We start from the raw sequence: 17,033 nt of genomic DNA on the forward strand, positions 1-17,033 counted from the left end.
CCGCATCGGTCTTCCCAAGCCCAGGACCACTGATCCTTATATAGCAAAAGACGAATGTGTTCGAGGGGCATCGGCGCAGCCGCCGGGATCGTGATCGCCCTCGGCGCGGAGCCGCCGTCGTCCGCGCGGCTTCAATGGCAGCCGGATGTCAGGAGGACTAGATTGCCAGGGGCAGGACAATCGCTCTACACATGCAGAAACTAGAATATTTGGAGGGGACGCCATGTCGACCCGGCGCCGGTTCCTGGCGGGTGCCCTCGCGCTCGGCCTGCCCTCCAGGGCCATGGCCCAAGCGATCCAGGGCGATGACGGCCTCTACCGGGAGCCCTGGTTCCTCGAAAGCTTCCTCGATCTCCCCGACGATCTGAAGTCCGCGCGGGAGCACGGCAAGCGCCTCGCCATCCTGTGGGAGCTGAAGGGCTGTCCCTTCTGCAAACAGATCCACCTCGTGAACTTCGCAGATCCGGCGACGAGCGCCTTCATCCGCGAGCGTTTCGAGATCCTGCAACTGAATTTCATCGGTTCGCGGGAGGTCACCGATTTCGACGGTCAGATCCTTCCCGAGAAGGCTTTCGCGGAGAAGTACGGCATCCGGTCCACGCCGACCATTCAGTTCTTTCCGGTGGAGGAGACGGCACTCGCGGGCAAGACGCCCCAGCAGCGCGAGGTCCTGCGAGTGCGGGGCTACGTGCCGCCGGAGGAGTTCCGCCGGACTTTCGCCTTCGTGGCCGAGCGTGCCGACGAGCGGACGACCCTGCAGGATTACCTCCGCTCGCCGGAGGCGGCGCAGCGGGGCTGACAGTCCCGCCGCGATAGTCAGCGGCCTCGCAATTCCAGCTTGACTTGAGAGCGATCCACGTCAAACTTGCAATAATTCGCATATGTCGATGGGTTTGCCCGCCGGCAGAGCGAGCGGTTCGAGACGACCGCACTCGCCGCAAAGACGGCGCACCGAGGAAACGCCAGATGCGCAGGCCGATCACAGCCTTTGCGCTCGCGGGACTTTGCGTCCTCGCGACCGCCGCCGGAGCCGAGACGGCTTCCACCGGGCTCGCCCCGTTCAAGATCGTCGCCATCGATGGCAGCGACTCAATCCCCGAGCCGCTCACCGACAAGCCGGGGGATGCGGCGGCCGGCGCGAAGGTCGTCGTGAACCGGCGCCAGGGCAATTGCCTCGGCTGCCATCAGGTCTCGTCGCTCAAGGGCGAATCTTTCCACGGCGAGGTCGGGCCCTCCCTCGATGGCGTCGCGGGCCGGTGGGACGCGGCCCACCTGCGGATGATCGTCGTCAACCCGAAGCACGTCTTCACCGAGGCGACCGTGATGCCGGCCTTCTACCGGATCGACGGCCTCAACCGCGTGCGCGCCGAATTCCAGGGCAAGCCGATCCTGACCGCGCAGCAGGTCGAGGACGTCGTCGCCTACCTCACGACCTTGAAGTGATCTCGCGGGCTGAAGGAGCCGCTTGCCATGACCTCTGCCAAGATCCCCGCAATGAGCCGCCGCCAAGCCCTGGCCTTCGGCACCGGCGCCATGGTGGCCACCGCCTTCGCTTTCCGCGCCGGCCCGGCCCTGGCGGCGAAGCCCGCGACCGATGAGGCCATCAAGGCCTTCACCCGCGGCAAGGAGCCGGTGAAGGGCAGGGTCAAGCTCGAACTCCCCGAGATCGCCGAGAACGGCAACACGGTGCCGATGACGGTGAGCGTCGACGGGCCGATGACGGCGGAAAGCTACGTCGAGGAGGTGATGATCGTCGCCGAGGGCAATCCGAACCCCGGCGTCATCAGCTTCCACTTCACGCCGTCGAGCGTCGCGGAGGCGAACACCCGGATCCGTCTCGCAGAGACCCAGAACGTCATCGCGGTCGCCCGCATGAACGACGGCTCGGTGTTCAGCGACGTCCGCCAGGTGAAGGTCACCATCGGCGGCTGCGGCGGCTAACCCATACGCGACAGCATCGAACGAGGACGGGAGGACCACATGGCCGACGTGAAGCCGCGGATCAAACTGGACAAGAAGGAGGTCGCCAAGGGCGGCATCATCGAGGTGAAGACGCTCGTCTCCCACACGATGGAGTCCGGCCAGCGCAAGGACAAGGACGGGAAGACGATCCCGCGCAAGATCCTGAACAAGTTCACCTGTGACCTGAACGGCAAGACGATCTTCAGCGCCGATATCGAGAGCGCAGTCTCCGCCAATCCCTACTTCCAGTTCAAGATCAAGCCCGAAGAATCCGGAGCGCTGACTTTTACCTGGGTCGATGACGACGGGTCGAAGATCCAGGCCACCGAGCAGATCAAGGTCGCCTGACGCGCGCCCGGGGCCGTTCGCCCCGGAGCGCCTCCCCCCGCCGCGCCGGAGCCCTCACCATGGTCCGCCCAACTCTCGCCTTTACAGCGCTCGCGCTCGTCGCGTTGGCCGTCGCGCCGCACGCGCAGGACATGCCGTCGGCGCCCGCCGCGAAGGAGCCGTCCGAGCGCCCGGCGTGGCAGGCGCACGGCATGAAGCCCCAGAACCCGAATTCTCCGTTCGAGGAAGTCGTCTCGGGCCTGTATTTCCGTTCCAAGGAAACGCAGGAGATGCAGGCCGACGACTTCAACAATCCGGGCTTCCTCGCCGTCGAGCAGGGCGAGGAACTCTGGTCGAAGGTCGATGGCACGGCCGGCAAGTCCTGCGCGAGCTGCCACAACGAGGCCTCGACCTCGATGAAGGGCGTCGCGGCTGCCTATCCGAAGTGGAACGAGAAGCTCGGGAAGCCAATCAATCTGGAGCAGCGGATCAACATCTGCCGCAGCGGCGCCCTGAAGGCCGAGCCTTTCGTCTTCGGCTCGCCCGAACTCACGGCCATGACCACCTACATCCGCAACCAGTCCCGGGGGATGCCGGTCGCCGTGAAGGTGGACGGGCCGATGACGCCCTGGTTCGAGCGCGGCAAATCGCTGTACTACCAGCGGAACGGCCAGCTCGATCTCGCCTGCGCGAGCTGCCACGAAAAGAACCACGGCAAGTATCTCCGGGCCGATTTCCTCAGCCAGGGGCAGAGCAACGGCTTCCCCGTCTACCGCCTACGTGACCAGCGGCTGGTGCCGCTGCACGAGCGCATGGAGGGCTGCATGCAGGACGTCCGGGCCACGCCGTTCAAGCCGCTCTCCGACGAGTTCCTCGCCCTGGAGACCTACGTCGCGTGGCGCGGCCTCGGCCTTCCGGTCGAGACGCCCGCCGTGCGCAACTGAGGGTCGGATCGTCCCATGACCTCACGCCGCGACTTCCTGCAGATCGCCGCCGCCACCGCGGCCCTGGTGCCGACGGGCTGGATCCGCGCCTTCGCCCAGCAGCGCCTGACCCAGTACGACCTCCTGGCCTTCGAGCCGATGGGCAACGTCACCCTGGTCCACCTGACCGACATCCACGCGCAGTTGCGGCCCGTGCTGTTCCGCGAGCCCTCGACCAATCTCGGGGTGGGCGAGGCGCGCGGTCAGGTCCCCCACGTCACCGGACGCGCCTACCTCGACCTCTACGGCATCCCCGGCGGCTCGCCGCTGGCCTATGCGCTGACGCCGGAGGACTACGTCGCGCTCGCCCGCAGCTACGGCCGGATGGGCGGCCTCGACCGGATCGCCACGGTGCTCGACGCGATCCGCGCCGAGCGCGGCGACAAGGTGCTGTTCCTCGACGGCGGCGACACTTGGCAGAACAGCTACACCTCGATGGTGAGCAAGGGCCAGGACATGGTCGACTGCATGGCGCTGCTGAAGCCCGACGCCATGACCGGCCACTGGGAGTTCACCCTCGGCACCGAGCGGGTGAAGGAGATCGTGGACGGGCTCGGCTGCCCGTTCCTCGGCCAGAACGTCCGCGACGCGGAGTGGAACGAGCCAGCCTTCGAGTCCACGAAGATGTTCGAGCGCGGCGGCGCGAAGGTCGCGGTGATCGGGCAGGCCTTCCCCTACACGCCCATCGCCAACCCGCGCTGGATGATCCCGAACTGGTCCTTCGGCATCCGCGAGGAGGATGTGCAGGCGAGCGTCGACAACGCCCGGAAAGAGGGCGCCGACCTCGTCGTGCTGCTCTCTCACAACGGGTTCGACGTCGACCGCAAGCTCGCCTCGCGGGTGAAGGGAATCGACGTCGTCCTGACCGGTCACACGCACGATGCGCTGCCGCAGGCGGTAAAGGTCGGCAACACCCTGCTCATCGCCTCGGGCAGCCACGGCAAGTTCCTCACCCGCGTCGACCTCGACGTGCGGGACGGCGCCGTGAAGGGCTACCGCTCGAAGCTCATCCCGATCTTCTCCGATGTCATCGCCCCGCAGAAGGCGATGGCGGCCAAGATCCAGGCGATCCGCGCGCCCCACGAGGCGATGCTGAGCCAGGAACTTGGGCGGACCGAGGCCCTGCTCTACCGGCGCGGCAACTTCAACGGCACCCTCGACGACCTGATCTGCGACGCGCTCCTGTCCGAGCGCGAGGCCGACATCGCCCTCTCGCCCGGCTTCCGCTGGGGCACGACCCTCCTGCCCGGGCAAGCGATCACCCACGAGGACGTCTACAACGCCACCGCCATCACCTACCCGGCGGCCTACCGGATGCCCATGACCGGCGCCCGGCTGAAGGAGGTGCTGGAGGACGTGGCCGACAACCTGTTCAACGCCGATCCCTACTACCAGCAGGGGGGCGACATGGTGCGGGTGGGGGGCGTGTCCTACGCCATCGATGTCGCCCGCCCGGCCGGAAGCCGCATCTCCGACCTGACCCTGCTGCGCACCGGCAAACCCATCGAGGCCGGCAGCAGCTACACCGTGGCGGGCTGGGCGAGCGTCAACGAGGGGACCGAGGGTCCGCCGATCTGGGACGTCGTCGCCTCGCACATCAAGGCCAAGAAGACGGTGAACCCGACGCCCGCGCAGGTCACCGTCCGTGGCGCCTAGTCGTCTTCAAGATATTCACACATTGCCATACTTGAAACAGTTCGGAGAGACCGATGTCTGAACCGAAGCCGCGCCCCGATCCGTCCGGGCCGACCTCCCGCCGATCCTTCCTGCGCACCGGCCTCGCCTTGGGCGGAGCGGTCGGCGCCGGGGTGGGAACCGGCGCTTTCGCGGGCCGTGCGGCCGCCGCCGCGCCGGAGGCCAAGAACCTGCCGCCGAACGTGCCGGAATGGTCGCAATCCCTCGGTGACGGTGTCGTGAGCCGGCCCTATGGCCGCCCCTCGAAGTTCGAGGCGGACGTGATCCGCCGCGACGTTGAATGGCTGACCGCCTCTCGCCAGAGCTCGGTGAGCTTCACGCCGCTGCACCAGCTTGAGGGGATCATCACCCCCAACGGTCTCGGCTTCGAGCGCCACCATGGCGGCATCGCCGAGATCGACCCGGCCGAGCACCGGTTGATGATCCACGGCCTCGTTGAGAAGCCGCTGATGCTGACGCTGGAGGACATCAAGCGCTTCCCCCGCGTCAACCGGATCGCCTTCCTCGAATGCGCGGCCAATTCCGGCATGGAGTGGAAGGGCGCGCAGCTCAACGGCTGCCAGTTCACCCACGGCATGATCCACTGCGTCATGTACACGGGCGTGCCGCTCAAGCGCCTCCTCGAAGAGGCGGGTCTCAAGACGAACGCCAAGTGGCTGCTGCCGGAGGGGGCGGACGCCGCGGCGATGACCCGCTCGGTGCCGATCGAGAAGGCGCTCGACGACGCCATCGTCGCCTACGCCATGAACGGCGAGGCGCTCTATCCCGAGCACGGCTACCCGCTGCGCCTCGTCCTGCCCGGCTGGCAGGGCAATATGTGGGTGAAGTGGCTGCGCCGGATCAAGGTCGGCGACGAGCCCTGGCACACCCGCGAGGAGACCTCGAAGTACACGGCCCTCATGCCGGACGGACAGGCGCGGCGCTTCACCTGGGCCATGGACGCGAAGTCCGTGATCACCAATCCAAGCCCGCAGGCGCCGATCCACGGCAAGGGCTTCACCGTGCTCTCGGGCCTCGCTTGGTCGGGACGCGGGGCGATCAAGGGCGTGGACGTCTCCCTCGATGGCGGCCGCAACTGGCGCGCCGCCCGCCTCGACGGTCCGGTCCTCGATAAGGCGCTGACGCGCTTTTATTACGAGTTCGACTGGAACGGTGAGCCGCTGCTGCTCCAGTCCCGCGCCAGGGACGAGACCGGCTATGTGCAGCCGACCAAGGCGGCTTTGCGCCAGCATCGCGGCCTGAACTCGATCTACCACAACAACGGCATTCAGACCTGGCACGTGCTGCCCAGCGGGGAGATCGAGAATGTCGAGGTCGCGTAACCTCATTCCGGCCGCGCTCGCAGCCGCCCTCCTGGCCGCGACGCCGGTGGCGGCCGAGCGCCTAAACATCGGCCGCGCGGCAACGCCCGAGGAAATCAAGGGCTGGGACATCGACGTGCGGCCGGACGGCCAGGGGCTTCCGGTCGGCAAGGGCACGGCGGCGCTGGGCGAGACCATCTTCCAGGAGCGCTGCGCCAGCTGCCACGGCGAGTTCGGCGAAGGCGCGGGCCGGTGGCCGGAACTCGCGGGCGGATCCGGGACCTTGAAGTCGGAAAACCCGGTCAAGACCATCGGGTCCTACTGGCCCTATGTCTCGACGGTCTTCGACTTCGTGCACCGGGCGATGCCGTTCGGCGCGGCCCAGACCCTGACGCCGGATGAGACCTACTCGGTCACGGCCTATCTCCTCTATCTCAACGACATCCTGAAGGATCAGGATTTCGAGGTGAACGAGAAGAACCTCGCCAGCATCCGCCTGCCGAACGAGAAGAACTTCTTCATGGACGACCGCCAGACGGCGGAGAAGGAGTTCTGGACGGCCAAGCCCTGCATGACGAACTGCCTGCCCAAAGAGGCGACGATTACGAGCCATGCGCGCATCCTCGACGTGACGCCCGACAAGGCCCCCGACTCCGCGAAGAAGGCGCCGCCAGTCCAATGACGACTGGCGCCGCCGTCCCCGGATCGCGCTGCGACAGGCGTCTCTTCATGGCGGGGCTCGCGGCGGGTCTCGCGGGCGCGTGGCCGACCGGCCGCGCGTCCGCCAACCCGGCGGCGGCGTTGACGGTCGGCGGCGCCTCCGTGGAGACGGCGAGCGACGGCACGCTGTCCTCCTCCCTCGCCTTCATGCTGCCCGATACGCCGCGCGACGAGATGCAGGCCGTCTTCAGGGCCGAGGGCCAGCGCGCGGAGGCCGCGCCGATCCCGACGAACGCGAGCCTCGTGCGGATCGGCTCTGAGATCATCCTGATCGATGCCGGCTCGGGCAACTCCTTCCAGCCGACGGCGGGCAAGCTCGGAGAGACATTGGAGAGCCGGAACATTTCGCGCGAGGCGATCACCCAGGTCGTGTTCACGCACGCCCATCCCGATCATCTCTGGGGCGCGATCGACGATTTCGACGACAGCGAACGGTTTCCCAATGCCCGCTACGTGGTGCCGGCGGCGGAATGGGATTTTTGGACCCGCGACGACGTCGAGACCCTGGTGCCCGACTGGCTGAAGGGTCTCTCCGTGGGCTCGCGACGGACCCTGCGCCGCCTTGAGGCGAAGGTGGAGCGCCGCAGGCCCGGCGAGAGCATCGCCCCCGGCCTCACTTACGTCGCGACGCCGGGGCATACACCCGGCCACGCCTCCGTACTCGTCGAAGCGGGACGGGATCAGGTACTGATCGGCGGAGATGCCCTGAGCCATGCAGTTCTGTCGTTCCGGCGTCCCGCCTGGGCGTTCGGAAGCGATCTCGACCGCGACCTCGCTTCCTGCACCCGCCTGACCCTGCTGGACCGGTTGGCGAACGAGCGGATGACGCTCGTTGGCTTTCATCTCCCGGGCTCGGGCGTCGGACATGTCGAGCGTGCCGGCGACAGCTATCGATTCTTGCAGACCTGACGAGACGGCTCCAAGAGGAGCGCGCGTCTCGGATCAGGATCGTTCGACAACGGAGGGGACGAGATGATGCTGTCGCGCAGGGGCGTGTCCGGATTGGCCGCACTGCTGGCTGGGCTCGGAGCGAGCAGGGCCACGGCGGCTCCGGCAACCGGCCCGAAGACCCACCGGGTCGCGATGCAGGTCAGTTCCCGCGAGGGCGGCGTGTTCGATCTCGCCCTCAACAATGCGGTCAACCTCGCGCGCGAATACAGCGAGCAGGCCGAGGAACTGGAAGTCGAGATCGTCGCCTATGGCCCAGGCCTGCACATGCTGCGGGCCGACACATCGCCCGTCACGGCGAGGATCCATTCCATCAGCGAGAGCGTGCCGGGGATCGTCCTCTCGGCCTGCGGCAACACCGTCAAGGCCATGGAGAAGGCCGAGGGGCATTCGCTGGAATTGCTGCCCCACGTCGGCATCGTTCCGGCGGGGGCGGTCCGTCTCGTGACCCTTCAGGAAGCAGGATGGAGCTACCTGCGCGTTTAACTGGGTCCGGTGGGGCGACGAACTCGTCTCAGCGGATGACGAGCGCCTCGATCCAGCGGGCGCCTGGAACAATGTCCGCACGGGCAGCCTGATCGAACGGGGGCACGGAGGGATCCTGAGGCGGGGCCGCGATGTCGTTGAGATCCACCGCCATCGGCCTTCCAACCAGCCCGTCCTCCGTTTTCTGAAGAGCGTAGTAGAGGCCGTTGCTCAACTTGGCTCCGTAGTCGGCCGGCGCCTTGTAGAGGAAGAGCAGGGCGTGCTCCAGCCACGCATAATCGCCCGGCCGGACCGTTCCCGGGTTCGCGTAGGGATAGGGAACGTGGCACTGGACCTCGGGCCCCTCGACGCATTTGAACTCGCGCATCGACAGGAAGAAGTCCTTGAACTTCGTCCGGTCGAGGGTGACGACGAACCGCGTGGCGTCCGGCCCTGGGGTGAACGTCACGGTGCCGATTGGAATGGACGTACCGTCGCGAGTGCGTAGCTCAAGCTGCTTCGTGCCGACCAATTCCCAAGCCTGCGCCGGACCTGCAATCCCGAGAAGGATGGCAGCGTAGAGCAGGCAGGTTCGAAGACGGTAGGGTCGCATGGGGCGGGCTTTGGAGGCAGACGCTATCGAGGTCACAGGCGGGTCGTCAGGTTGGTGAGCCAAGCCGGCGAAGCGTTGACCAGGACGGTCTCCGCGGCCTTGTCGTAGCCCGTGGCGATCATCAGGCCGGTGGCCACGAGGATGGCGCCCAGGGCGACCTTCAGCCCTTTGCCGAGCCCCATCATCCGGTCGCGCCAGCGTATCAGCACCTCGCGGGACAGCGTGCCGAGGAGCAGGAGTGGCAGGGCGGCGCCGAGGCCGAACAGAAGCATCGTCGTTGCCACCGAACCCAGGTCTCGCCCCTGCGAGGCGAGGAGGGACGCGGCCCCGAGGGTCGGCCCGACGCAGGGGCTCCAGACCGCGCCGAGCAGCAGCCCGACGCCGAACTGTCCCAGAAGCCCGGTGGTCGAGAAGCCACCGAACCGGCTCTCGGTCCAGTTGCTCACCGGGCCGGCGGCCACAGCAAGCCGGGTCTGGGCGGCCGGAACCATCAGGACGAGCCCGATCAGGACCAGCATGATGGCCGCCACGGTGCGGAAGACATCGGCGTCGAGGCCGAGGGCGAACCCTACGGTCGCTACGAACAGCCCGATGGCCACGAAGGACACCGCGAGGCCGGCGGCCAGGGCAGCGGGGCCGAGCCTGTGTTCCGATGCCGCCGCGCCCAGGACCAGCGGCAGCAAGGGCAACACGCAGGGCGACATCACCGAGAGGATGCCGGCGAGGAACGCGAGGCCGAACGTCGTGGCCATGGCCGACCTACAAAGCCTTCTCGACAGCGCCCTCGATCCACTCCGGCTGGGTGTCGCCGACCGAGCGCCCCGTCTCCTTCTCACCCTTGAAGGTGATCAGGGTGCTCTGCGTCGTCACACCGAACCGCTTCAGCACGTCTTTGCGGCTGTCGAAATCGACGTCGAACACCTGCAGGTCCTTGAACCGGGGTTGGGCTTCCAGCTTAGCGAGGATCGGCTTCTGCGACGCGCAGACGGTGCACCAGGGCGCGGTGACATGGACGAGGATCGGCTTGCCCGCCTTCTGGGCCGCCTCAAAGGCTTCAGGGGTGAAGACGGCCTCGGCGGCATTCGCAGCGGTACCGAACAGCAGGGGAGCGGCGGCCAGGGCGCCGAGCAGGAAGCGACGGGTGGTCATGGGCTGTCTGGGTCCTTGTGATGGGTCGAGGCTTACGGGCGGCTCAATTGGTTGCCTGGGTGACGGCGCGGTCTACGTTCACGCGCTCGGCCCAGTCCTTGGCCTCGGACTGACCCTTGAGGTCGATCAGCCGGGCACCGCTGACGTCGACGTTCTTAAAGTCTGCTCCTGTGACCGTCGCGCCGGTCAGGTTGGCCCCGGACAGGTCCGAGCCCATCAACACCACGTCGGTGAGGTTGGCATCCTTCAAGTTGGCGTATTCGAGCCGCGACCGGCCGAGGTTGGCACCCTTCAGGTTGGCGCCGGAGAGGTTCACCGACACGAACACGGCCCGCATCAGGCCCATGGACTGGTTCTTGATGTCGGCGCCCCCCCTGAGGTCGACCAGCGTGGCGCCGCTCATGTTGGCGCCCTTGAAGTCGCCAATGGGCATGGACCGGCTGAGGTCCGCGCCGCTGAGGTTGGCGTCGCGGGCGGTGATGCCGAACATTTTCGTGTCCACGAGCTTGGCGCCGGACAGGTCGGCCTTCAGCAGCCATGCCTGTTCGAGGTTCGCGCCGCTGAGGTCGGCGCCGCGCAAATTGACCTTGTTCAGGCGGGCGGTCCGCAGGTTTGCGCCCCGGAGGTACAGCCCGGAGAGGTCGAGGCCAGACAGGGACTTGTCGTGCAGGTCGACCGGCTTGCCGTCCGCGGCCTTGATCAGCGCCTCGACGTCGGCGCGGCTCATCTCGGCCTTGATCATGGCGGGCGAGGACATGTCGGCCCCGAGCAGGAGGTCCTGTTCGGCCGCGGCGGGGCCGGCGGCGAGTACGGCGAGCATGAAGCTCAGGGCGAGGCGGTGCATCGGTTCACTCCCGGTGGGCGCCGCGCATGGCGGATGCCCTTATCGTGTTCTTTGTGATGCGATGCTATGCCGGGCCGCTGCACCCGGTCGGTGACCCAGGTCACACAAGTCCGGCGCGGCGGGAGAAAAACGCAACGCGAGCCGGACGATCAGCCCGTCGTCATGGCCGGGGGGACTACGCCGCCATGACGGATGCCCAGAAGGTCGAGCGATGGATCGACCGGTTTCCGCTCCTGCAGGCGCTCAGCCCAGCGCACCTCCAGATCGCCCGGGGAACTGTGCATTTTCCGGTACTGGACGCGGGCGCCATCGCCTACGAACTCGATGGCGAGTGCGCCAACTACCTGATGTGTCTGGAGGGCCGTACGCGCATCTTCCGGATGTCTGAAGGCGGGCGCGAGGTGCTGATCTACAAAGTCGGGCCGGGCGGCACCTGCGCCCTGACCACACAGTGCCTCCTCTCCGGCGGCAACTTTCCGGCGCAAAGCATCGCCGAGGAGCGGACCGAACTGGCGGCTCTGCCGGTGAGCACGTTCCAACACCTGATGGGCGAGAGCGCCGCGTTCCGCAGCTTCGTCATGGATGACTATACGCGGTTGATGTCCGGCCTATTCACGCTGATCGACGAGGTCGCGTTTGCCCCGCTCAAGCAGCGCCTCGCGCAACGGCTTCTGGCCGAGGCGGACCCGCGTGGGGTGGCCTCGGTAACCCATCAGAAGCTCGCGGATGACATCGGCAGCGTGCGCGAGGTCGTGAGCCGCATCCTGGGGCAATGGGCCGAGGCCGGCCTGATCGAGGTCCGGCGCGGCGCGGTCGAGATCGTCGACCGCCCAAACTTGGAGGCCGCCGGTCGCAAGTGACCTGCGGCCTGTCGGCTTGCCAGTCCCGATCAGGCTGGCTCGACGGTGCCGCCGGCCTTCGCCATCGCGGGGAAGCCGCCCGCGACATGGGCGACCGGTCCGAGGCCCATGTCGTTCAGGGTCTTGGCTGCCAGGGCCGAACGGTTGCCGGAGCCGCAGTAGAGCACCAGGCACTTGCCTTCGCCGAGCTCGGCCCGGTGGGTCGGGCTCGCGGGGTCGGCCTGGAACTCCAGGAAGCCGCGGGGCACGTGGACGGCGCCGGCGATCCTGCCGGTCTTGGCCAACTCCTCGCCCTCGCGCACGTCGACGAGCACCGAGCCCGGCTGGCCCAGGCGCGCCAGCGCCTCCGCGGCCGACAGGGTCTCCACCTCCCGGTTGGCCTGCGCCACCAGGTCCTTCGCGCTGATCGTGGTCATGGTCACCTCCGTCAATCGCCCCACGCCGCACCGTCGAGGGAGTCGAGCGGGATCTTCAGGTAGCGGCGGCCGTTCGCCTCGGGCTCGGGCAGGCGCCCGCCGCGGATGTTCACCTGCAGGGAGTGCAGGATGAGCTTCGGCATCGGCAGTTCGCGGTCCCGGGCCTCGCGCATCGCCACGAACGCCTCCTCGGTCGGTGTCTCGACGAGGTGCGGGTTCTCGCTCCGCTGCCGGGCGACCGTGCTCTCCCAGGCCGCCGCCCGGCCGCCCGGGCGGTAGTCGTGCCCGGTGAACAGCCGCGTGTCGTCCGGCAGGGCCATGATGCGCCGGATGCTGCGCCACAGCGCGTGCGCGTTGCCGCCGGGGAAGTCGGCCCGCGCCGAGCCGCTGTCGGGCATGAACAGGGTGTCGTGGATGAAGGCGGCGTCGCCGATCCGATAGGCGATGGAGGCCAGGGTGTGGCCCGGCGTGAACATCACCTCGACTTCGAGGTCGCCGATCCGGAAGCGCTCGCCGTCGGCGAAGAGCCGGGACCACTGCGAACCGTCCGTCCGGAACGTGTCCGGCAGGTTGTACAGCCCCTTCCAGAGCCGCTGCACGTCGATGACCTTCTCGCCGATGGCGGTCGGGACGCCCGTCCGGTCGTGGAGGTAACCTGCCGCCGAGAAGTGGTCGGCGTGCGGGTGCGTGTCGAGGATCCACTCCAACTCGTAGCCCTCCCGCTCGATATGGGCGAGCAGGGCATCGGCGGAGCGGGTCGCGGTCGCGCCGGACTTCGGGTCGAAGTCGAGGACCGGGTCGATGATCGCGCAGCGCTTCGTCGCGGGGTCCGCGACGACGTACTGGATGCTCCCGGTCGGCTCGTCGTGGAAGCCGGTCACGATGGGATGCCCGCGCAGGGCTCCGGCGGTCTGGTTCGACATGGATCTCCTCCTGTCCGGGATCAGGCGCTCAGGCCGAGGAGCGGCAGGGCCCCGCGGGCGACGACGTACAGGCCGACCAGGATGACGAGGCCGGCGAAGGTGACGGTCAGGGCGCGCTTGCGCCCGGCGAGGCGCTGGCCGAGCCTCGATCCGACGAGGCCCCCGAGCACGCCCCCCAGGATGAACAGCCCGGCGAGCGGCCAGTCGATCAGGCCGGAGGCGGCGTAGCTCGCTGCGGTCGCCGCCCCGAAGGCGCTGACCGCGACCAGCGAGGTGCCGATGGCCATGGGCAGCGGCATCGCCGTCGCCAGCATCAGGCCCGGCACGATCAGGAATCCCCCGCCGATGCCGAAGAAGCCGGAGAACAGGCCGACCGCGAGGCCGATGCCGAGGAGCCAAGGCAGGAGCACCGGCGCGCTGGCCTTGGTCAGGCGCACGTCCGGGTCGCCCTCGCCGCGTCGCTTGCGCAGCATCAGGCCCCCGACCACGAGCATGACGACCCCGAACAGGGCGAGCAGGCTCTTCCCGTCGACCGCCTTGGCGGCCGCCGAGCCGACGAGCGCGCCAAGGACCCCGGCGAGCGAGAACGCCGCCGCGCAACGCCACTTCACGTTCCCGGCTCGCCATTGCGGGACCAGGTTGCCCGCCGCGCTGACCGAGACCGCCAGGGCGCTGGTCCCGATGGCGACGTGGGGCGAGGACACGCCGACCACGTAGGTCAGCAGTGGGACCGCGAGGATCGAGCCGCCCCCGCCGACGAGGCCGAGGATCACGCCCACGACCCCGCCCGAGCCGGCGGCGAGGCCGGATGTGAGGGGGCCGGGCATCATGCGTCGGCTCCCAGCGCGGCGGTCGGCTTCAGGCGCGCCGCCGGCACCAGGCGGAACAGCAGCATGCCGGCGACCATCGCCGCCACGAAGGTCACGGCCTCGGCCGGGGCCACCGTCAGGATGGTGAGGGCGGGCCCGGGGCAGAGGCCGGCCAAGCCCCATCCGAGGCCGAAGATCGCGGCCCCGGCGAACAGGCGTCCGTCGAGGTCGCGCCGGGTCGGGACGTCGAGCCTGGGCGCGAGCAAAGGCCGTCCGCGCCGCCTCGCCAAGCGGTAGCCGGCGGCCGAGATTGCGACGGCGCCCGCCATGACGAGGGCGAGGCTCGGGTCCCAGCGTCCGGTCACGTCGAGGAAGGCGAGGACCTTGGCCGGGTCGGCCATGCCCGAGACGAGGAGGCCGAGGCCGAACAGGAGGCCGACGGCGAAGGCGGAGGCGGTCTTGGCCATGGCTCAGGCTCCGACGAGATGGCGCATGACGAGGACGGTCAGGACGGCGACGGTCATGAAGATGCCGGTCGCGGCCAGCGAGCGGGGCGAGCCGCGGCCGATGCCGCAGACTCCGTGGCCGCTGGTGCAGCCTGAGCCGAGGCGCGCGCCGAACCCGACCAGCAGGCCCGCGAGGATCAGCAGCGGGAATGACGCCTCGACCGTCACCGGCGGAAGGCTGCCCCCCAGGCCGGCATAGGCGAGTGGTGCGAGGACGAGGCCTGCCACGAAGGCCGCCCGCCAAGCGGTCTCACCCGAGGGCGGGGCCAGGATGCCGCCGAGGATGCCGCTGATGCCGGCGATGCGTCCGTTGAGGATGAGCAGCAGCGAGGCGGACCCGCCGATCATCGCTCCGCCGAGAATTGCGCTGACGGGGGTGAAGCCTTCCATCTCAATCTGTCCCAAAGTGCGGTCCGGGAAGCGCCCGGTCCGGCCGCGGGGACTACTGCCCCACGCAAAACATTAGATGACACTCAATTAGCATCTTCTAATGTAATGACAAGCGGAAAGATGGTCCGGCGGACAAGCGCCCTAGAGTCAGGTGCGGCGGCACACGATCAGGTCTTCGCGGTCGATTGCCGAAGCGGTGTAAGGCCTCAGGGGTGGATGTATGCGAACCCCATGGCCTGCAGGCGCGCCAGTTCGGCGACGCCGCTCGGCACGAGGTCGTCCTCGCCGACGCCGTACAGGGTGGTGCGGTCTATCTTCCGCTCGCGCAGGGTGTTGGCGCAGACCAGGAACCGCACACCCATCCCCTTGAGGGCGTCGATGCGGCCGGCGAGTTCTTTGTCGTTCGCGGCCGACTGGAAGAGGCCGACGCCGTAACCGAGGCTCACCACGCGGATCTCGACATGCGCCTTGCCCACGGCCTCGACGTGGTTGCGCAGGTTGGCGAGCAGGCGCTTGAAGTAGGCTGCTTCGTCCGGACCGCTTCCGCCATTGTGGTAGACCACCTTCTGGTCGGCGTAGTAGCCGGCCGGCGCCTCCGAGCCGGCACGAACCGTTCCGATGCCCATCGTCGCGAGGACGACCGCCAGCGCCAGGCTCCTAAAGACCGTCGTCATCCGCCACTCCGTCGTCCGTCAGGGGTTCGGGCGCCTCCGAGGCGCCGCGGGATAGGTCGTCGAGGCGCGCACGGTCGAGGCTGCCGGTCGTCTCCGGCGCGGCCGGCCGCGCGGCCTGGGCGGTGCCGTGCGACCCAAGCACGACGACCTTCGTGCCCGTAGGTACGCGGCGGTGCAGGTCGATGACGTCCTGGTTGAGCATGCGGATGCACCCCGAGGACACCGCCTCGCCGATGCTCCAGGGCTCGGTGGTGCCGTGGATGCGGTAGAGCGTATCCTTGCCGTCCTTGAACAGGTAGAGCGCGCGGGCCCCGAGGGGATTGCGTGCGCCACCTGGCATCCCGCCGGCCCAGCGCCCGTTCCGCTCCGGGTCACGCCTGAGCATGTCGGGGGTCGGCGTCCAGCGCGGCCAGGACGCCTTGCGGGCGACAGTCGCCTCCCCGGTGAACTCGAAGCCGGCCTTGCCCACGCCGACCCCGTAGCGCATGGCCTTGCCGCCCTCCATGACGAGGTAGAGGAAGCGCCGGTAGGGGTCGACCACGAGCGTGCCCGGTGGCTGCTTGGTCGGATAGTCGACAACCTGGCGGACGTTGCGGGCCTTCAGGTCGCGTGGCTCGACCGCATCGACCGGGAACGGCTCGTCGGTGATGGCCGCGTAGCGACGAACGGCATCGGCCGGAAGGCGCGCCCCCGCCCCGGCGACCGGGCCGGGGGCGCCCATCGAGGCCGAGCAGGCTCCGACCCCCGCGGCGAGCGCGAGGAGCGCCGTTAGGCGCATCACCCGCCGCATCACGAGCGGCCCTTGGCGCGTGCCTGGGCCACCGCCTGCTTGAAGCCGTCGTAGTCGAGGGCGGCCGCGACCTTGAGCGGGCCGATCAGGAAGACCGGCGTCCCCTGCAGGCCGAGGGCGTCCGCCTGGTCGAGGTTGCGCTGGAGCAGGGCGGCGATCTCGCCCTGGTGGGACGTCCGATCCGCCTCCAGGCGGGCCATGTCGACGCCCGAGGCGGAGACCGCCTCCAGCATCCGCTCCTTCGGGATCTTACGGCCGGGGATGCCCATCAGCGCGCGATGCACGTCGTCGTAGCGGCCCTGGTACCGCGCCGCGAGGGCGAGCTGGGCGCCGTAGACGGAGGCGTCGCCGAGAATCGGCCAATCCTTGTGGACGAGGCGGATGCGCCCGTCCGACTTCACCAGCCGGAGAAGGTCGGGCTCAGCCTTCTTGCAGAAGGGGCAGTTGTAATCGAGGAAGGCGACGATGGTCAGGTCGCCCTTCGGGTTGCCCGAGACCGGCGCCTCCGGGTCATTGAGGATGGCGTTCTGGTCGATGCCCTGGGCGAAGGCCTCTTCCGTGTGCGGCGATAGCAGGGCGGGCGCGAGGGCGATGGCGGGGATTAGGGCGAGCAGGGTCCGGCGGTGCATGACGGTCTCCGTGGGTATGGGTGGCTCGG

23 protein-coding genes are annotated in these 17,033 nt (G+C 68.5%); 11 read left to right on the forward strand and 12 right to left on the reverse strand.

Annotation, left to right across the window (positions count from 1 at the left end; translation table 11 throughout):
• Positions 1 to 223 precede the first annotated feature (223 nt).
• From FVE89_RS05190 to FVE89_RS05235, 10 genes are all read left to right on the forward strand, one after another.
• Positions 224 to 799, forward strand: a complete 576-nt coding sequence (locus FVE89_RS05190) for a thioredoxin family protein (RefSeq protein WP_059407841.1) — start codon at positions 224 to 226, stop codon at positions 797 to 799.
• A gap of 167 nt (positions 800 to 966) precedes the next feature.
• Positions 967 to 1,443 carry a sulfur oxidation c-type cytochrome SoxX gene (gene soxX / locus FVE89_RS05195; protein ID WP_059407839.1) on the forward strand — a complete coding sequence of 159 codons (477 nt, stop codon included), beginning with the start codon at positions 967 to 969 and terminating at the stop codon, positions 1,441 to 1,443.
• 27 nt (positions 1,444 to 1,470) lie between these two features.
• Entirely contained in the window at positions 1,471 to 1,941 is a 471-nt protein-coding gene (gene soxY, locus FVE89_RS05200; protein WP_059407837.1) for a thiosulfate oxidation carrier protein SoxY, read from the forward strand.
• Positions 1,942 to 1,980: 39 nt separating this feature from the next.
• The gene (gene soxZ, locus FVE89_RS05205; protein ID WP_010682137.1) at positions 1,981 to 2,310 is read left to right on the forward strand and encodes a thiosulfate oxidation carrier complex protein SoxZ; all 330 of its coding nucleotides are present in this window, start codon (positions 1,981 to 1,983) and stop codon (positions 2,308 to 2,310) included.
• A gap of 59 nt (positions 2,311 to 2,369) precedes the next feature.
• A complete protein-coding gene (gene soxA, locus FVE89_RS05210) occupies positions 2,370 to 3,233 on the forward strand; it encodes a sulfur oxidation c-type cytochrome SoxA (RefSeq protein ID WP_059407835.1) in 864 nt (287 codons plus the stop codon).
• Between the two features lie 15 nt (positions 3,234 to 3,248).
• Positions 3,249 to 4,928 (forward strand): thiosulfohydrolase SoxB, encoded by a 1,680-nt coding sequence (gene soxB / locus FVE89_RS05215; protein ID WP_059407833.1) that lies wholly within the window; start codon positions 3,249 to 3,251, stop codon positions 4,926 to 4,928.
• Between the two features lie 53 nt (positions 4,929 to 4,981).
• Complete coding sequence (gene soxC / locus FVE89_RS05220; RefSeq protein ID WP_059407832.1) at positions 4,982 to 6,289, forward strand: sulfite dehydrogenase; 1,308 nt, start codon at positions 4,982 to 4,984, stop codon at positions 6,287 to 6,289.
• Positions 6,273 to 6,950, forward strand: coding sequence for a cytochrome c (locus FVE89_RS05225; RefSeq protein ID WP_059407830.1), 678 nt, complete (start codon positions 6,273 to 6,275; stop codon positions 6,948 to 6,950). The genes soxC and FVE89_RS05225 overlap by 17 nt, the downstream gene beginning before the upstream one ends.
• Positions 6,951 to 6,997: 47 nt before the next feature.
• Positions 6,998 to 7,897, forward strand: a complete 900-nt coding sequence (locus tag FVE89_RS05230) for an MBL fold metallo-hydrolase (protein WP_244612612.1) — start codon at positions 6,998 to 7,000, stop codon at positions 7,895 to 7,897.
• 63 nt (positions 7,898 to 7,960) lie between these two features.
• On the forward strand, positions 7,961 to 8,422 hold the full coding sequence (locus FVE89_RS05235) for a DsrE family protein (protein ID WP_059407826.1): 462 nt from the start codon (positions 7,961 to 7,963) through the stop codon (positions 8,420 to 8,422).
• Between the two features lie 28 nt (positions 8,423 to 8,450).
• On the opposite strand, the gene FVE89_RS05240 is transcribed toward FVE89_RS05235, so the two are convergent.
• The 4 genes from FVE89_RS05240 to FVE89_RS05255 all read right to left on the reverse strand — a co-directional run bounded on the left by FVE89_RS05240 (position 8,451) and on the right by FVE89_RS05255 (position 11,007).
• Entirely contained in the window at positions 8,451 to 8,870 is a 420-nt protein-coding gene (locus tag FVE89_RS05240; RefSeq protein ID WP_244507391.1) for a hypothetical protein, read from the reverse strand.
• 176 nt (positions 8,871 to 9,046) lie between these two features.
• Positions 9,047 to 9,766 carry a cytochrome c biogenesis protein CcdA gene (locus FVE89_RS05245; protein WP_059407818.1) on the reverse strand — a complete coding sequence of 240 codons (720 nt, stop codon included), beginning with the start codon at positions 9,764 to 9,766 and terminating at the stop codon, positions 9,047 to 9,049.
• A gap of 7 nt (positions 9,767 to 9,773) precedes the next feature.
• Positions 9,774 to 10,163, reverse strand: a complete 390-nt coding sequence (locus tag FVE89_RS05250; protein ID WP_059407815.1) for a thioredoxin family protein — start codon at positions 10,161 to 10,163, stop codon at positions 9,774 to 9,776.
• Between the two features lie 43 nt (positions 10,164 to 10,206).
• On the reverse strand, positions 10,207 to 11,007 hold the full coding sequence (locus FVE89_RS05255; protein WP_059407813.1) for a pentapeptide repeat-containing protein: 801 nt from the start codon (positions 11,005 to 11,007) through the stop codon (positions 10,207 to 10,209).
• A 185-nt stretch (positions 11,008 to 11,192) separates the two neighbouring features.
• On the opposite strand from FVE89_RS05255, the gene FVE89_RS05260 reads away from it, so the two are divergent.
• Positions 11,193 to 11,867, forward strand: coding sequence for a Crp/Fnr family transcriptional regulator (locus tag FVE89_RS05260; RefSeq protein WP_059407811.1), 675 nt, complete (start codon positions 11,193 to 11,195; stop codon positions 11,865 to 11,867).
• Positions 11,868 to 11,896: 29 nt separating this feature from the next.
• On the opposite strand, the gene FVE89_RS05265 is transcribed toward FVE89_RS05260, so the two are convergent.
• From FVE89_RS05265 to FVE89_RS05300, 8 genes are all read right to left on the reverse strand, one after another.
• Entirely contained in the window at positions 11,897 to 12,283 is a 387-nt protein-coding gene (locus FVE89_RS05265) for a rhodanese-like domain-containing protein (RefSeq protein WP_059407809.1), read from the reverse strand.
• A gap of 11 nt (positions 12,284 to 12,294) precedes the next feature.
• Positions 12,295 to 13,206: an MBL fold metallo-hydrolase gene (locus FVE89_RS05270; protein WP_059407807.1), complete on the reverse strand. Its 912-nt coding sequence runs from the start codon at positions 13,204 to 13,206 to the stop codon at positions 12,295 to 12,297.
• Positions 13,207 to 13,226: 20 nt separating this feature from the next.
• Complete coding sequence (locus FVE89_RS05275; RefSeq protein ID WP_185156781.1) at positions 13,227 to 14,036, reverse strand: sulfite exporter TauE/SafE family protein; 810 nt, start codon at positions 14,034 to 14,036, stop codon at positions 13,227 to 13,229.
• Positions 14,033 to 14,482 carry a DUF6691 family protein gene (locus tag FVE89_RS05280; RefSeq protein ID WP_059407805.1) on the reverse strand — a complete coding sequence of 150 codons (450 nt, stop codon included), beginning with the start codon at positions 14,480 to 14,482 and terminating at the stop codon, positions 14,033 to 14,035. Before FVE89_RS05280 ends, FVE89_RS05275 begins: the two co-directional genes overlap by 4 nt.
• A gap of 3 nt (positions 14,483 to 14,485) precedes the next feature.
• Positions 14,486 to 14,911, reverse strand: coding sequence for a YeeE/YedE family protein (locus tag FVE89_RS05285; RefSeq protein WP_059407803.1), 426 nt, complete (start codon positions 14,909 to 14,911; stop codon positions 14,486 to 14,488).
• Between the two features lie 206 nt (positions 14,912 to 15,117).
• Entirely contained in the window at positions 15,118 to 15,585 is a 468-nt protein-coding gene (locus tag FVE89_RS05290; protein WP_059407801.1) for a DsrE family protein, read from the reverse strand.
• Complete coding sequence (locus FVE89_RS05295) at positions 15,569 to 16,375, reverse strand: L,D-transpeptidase (protein ID WP_059407799.1); 807 nt, start codon at positions 16,373 to 16,375, stop codon at positions 15,569 to 15,571. Before FVE89_RS05295 ends, FVE89_RS05290 begins: the two co-directional genes overlap by 17 nt.
• Positions 16,375 to 17,004 carry a DsbA family protein gene (locus tag FVE89_RS05300; protein WP_059407797.1) on the reverse strand — a complete coding sequence of 210 codons (630 nt, stop codon included), beginning with the start codon at positions 17,002 to 17,004 and terminating at the stop codon, positions 16,375 to 16,377. Before FVE89_RS05300 ends, FVE89_RS05295 begins: the two co-directional genes overlap by 1 nt.
• Positions 17,005 to 17,033 lie beyond the last annotated feature (29 nt).

This window comes from Methylobacterium sp. 2A, from assembly GCF_009806555.1.
Classification (GTDB): Bacteria; Pseudomonadota; Alphaproteobacteria; order Rhizobiales; family Beijerinckiaceae; genus Methylobacterium.

What these genes read in the sequence shown, in the direction of transcription:
- FVE89_RS05190 (WP_059407841.1), top strand. Translation starts at nt 224, where the DNA reads ATGTCGACCCGGCGCCGGTTCCTGGCGGGTGCCCTCGCGCTCGGCCTG.
- soxX (WP_059407839.1), top strand. Translation starts at nt 967, where the DNA reads ATGCGCAGGCCGATCACAGCCTTTGCGCTCGCGGGACTTTGCGTCCTC.
- soxY (WP_059407837.1), top strand. Translation starts at nt 1,471, where the DNA reads ATGACCTCTGCCAAGATCCCCGCAATGAGCCGCCGCCAAGCCCTGGCC.
- soxZ (WP_010682137.1), top strand. Translation starts at nt 1,981, where the DNA reads ATGGCCGACGTGAAGCCGCGGATCAAACTGGACAAGAAGGAGGTCGCC.
- soxA (WP_059407835.1), top strand. Translation starts at nt 2,370, where the DNA reads ATGGTCCGCCCAACTCTCGCCTTTACAGCGCTCGCGCTCGTCGCGTTG.
- soxB (WP_059407833.1), top strand. Translation starts at nt 3,249, where the DNA reads ATGACCTCACGCCGCGACTTCCTGCAGATCGCCGCCGCCACCGCGGCC.
- soxC (WP_059407832.1), top strand. Translation starts at nt 4,982, where the DNA reads ATGTCTGAACCGAAGCCGCGCCCCGATCCGTCCGGGCCGACCTCCCGC.
- FVE89_RS05225 (WP_059407830.1), top strand. Translation starts at nt 6,273, where the DNA reads ATGTCGAGGTCGCGTAACCTCATTCCGGCCGCGCTCGCAGCCGCCCTC.
- FVE89_RS05230 (WP_244612612.1), top strand. Translation starts at nt 6,998, where the DNA reads ATGGCGGGGCTCGCGGCGGGTCTCGCGGGCGCGTGGCCGACCGGCCGC.
- FVE89_RS05235 (WP_059407826.1), top strand. Translation starts at nt 7,961, where the DNA reads ATGATGCTGTCGCGCAGGGGCGTGTCCGGATTGGCCGCACTGCTGGCT.
- FVE89_RS05245 (WP_059407818.1), bottom strand. Translation starts at nt 9,766, where the DNA reads ATGGCCACGACGTTCGGCCTCGCGTTCCTCGCCGGCATCCTCTCGGTG.
- FVE89_RS05250 (WP_059407815.1), bottom strand. Translation starts at nt 10,163, where the DNA reads ATGACCACCCGTCGCTTCCTGCTCGGCGCCCTGGCCGCCGCTCCCCTG.
- FVE89_RS05255 (WP_059407813.1), bottom strand. Translation starts at nt 11,007, where the DNA reads ATGCACCGCCTCGCCCTGAGCTTCATGCTCGCCGTACTCGCCGCCGGC.
- FVE89_RS05260 (WP_059407811.1), top strand. Translation starts at nt 11,193, where the DNA reads ATGACGGATGCCCAGAAGGTCGAGCGATGGATCGACCGGTTTCCGCTC.
- FVE89_RS05265 (WP_059407809.1), bottom strand. Translation starts at nt 12,283, where the DNA reads ATGACCACGATCAGCGCGAAGGACCTGGTGGCGCAGGCCAACCGGGAG.
- FVE89_RS05270 (WP_059407807.1), bottom strand. Translation starts at nt 13,206, where the DNA reads ATGTCGAACCAGACCGCCGGAGCCCTGCGCGGGCATCCCATCGTGACC.
- FVE89_RS05275 (WP_185156781.1), bottom strand. Translation starts at nt 14,036, where the DNA reads ATGATGCCCGGCCCCCTCACATCCGGCCTCGCCGCCGGCTCGGGCGGG.
- FVE89_RS05280 (WP_059407805.1), bottom strand. Translation starts at nt 14,482, where the DNA reads ATGGCCAAGACCGCCTCCGCCTTCGCCGTCGGCCTCCTGTTCGGCCTC.
- FVE89_RS05285 (WP_059407803.1), bottom strand. Translation starts at nt 14,911, where the DNA reads ATGGAAGGCTTCACCCCCGTCAGCGCAATTCTCGGCGGAGCGATGATC.
- FVE89_RS05290 (WP_059407801.1), bottom strand. Translation starts at nt 15,585, where the DNA reads ATGACGACGGTCTTTAGGAGCCTGGCGCTGGCGGTCGTCCTCGCGACG.
- FVE89_RS05295 (WP_059407799.1), bottom strand. Translation starts at nt 16,375, where the DNA reads ATGCGGCGGGTGATGCGCCTAACGGCGCTCCTCGCGCTCGCCGCGGGG.
- FVE89_RS05300 (WP_059407797.1), bottom strand. Translation starts at nt 17,004, where the DNA reads ATGCACCGCCGGACCCTGCTCGCCCTAATCCCCGCCATCGCCCTCGCG.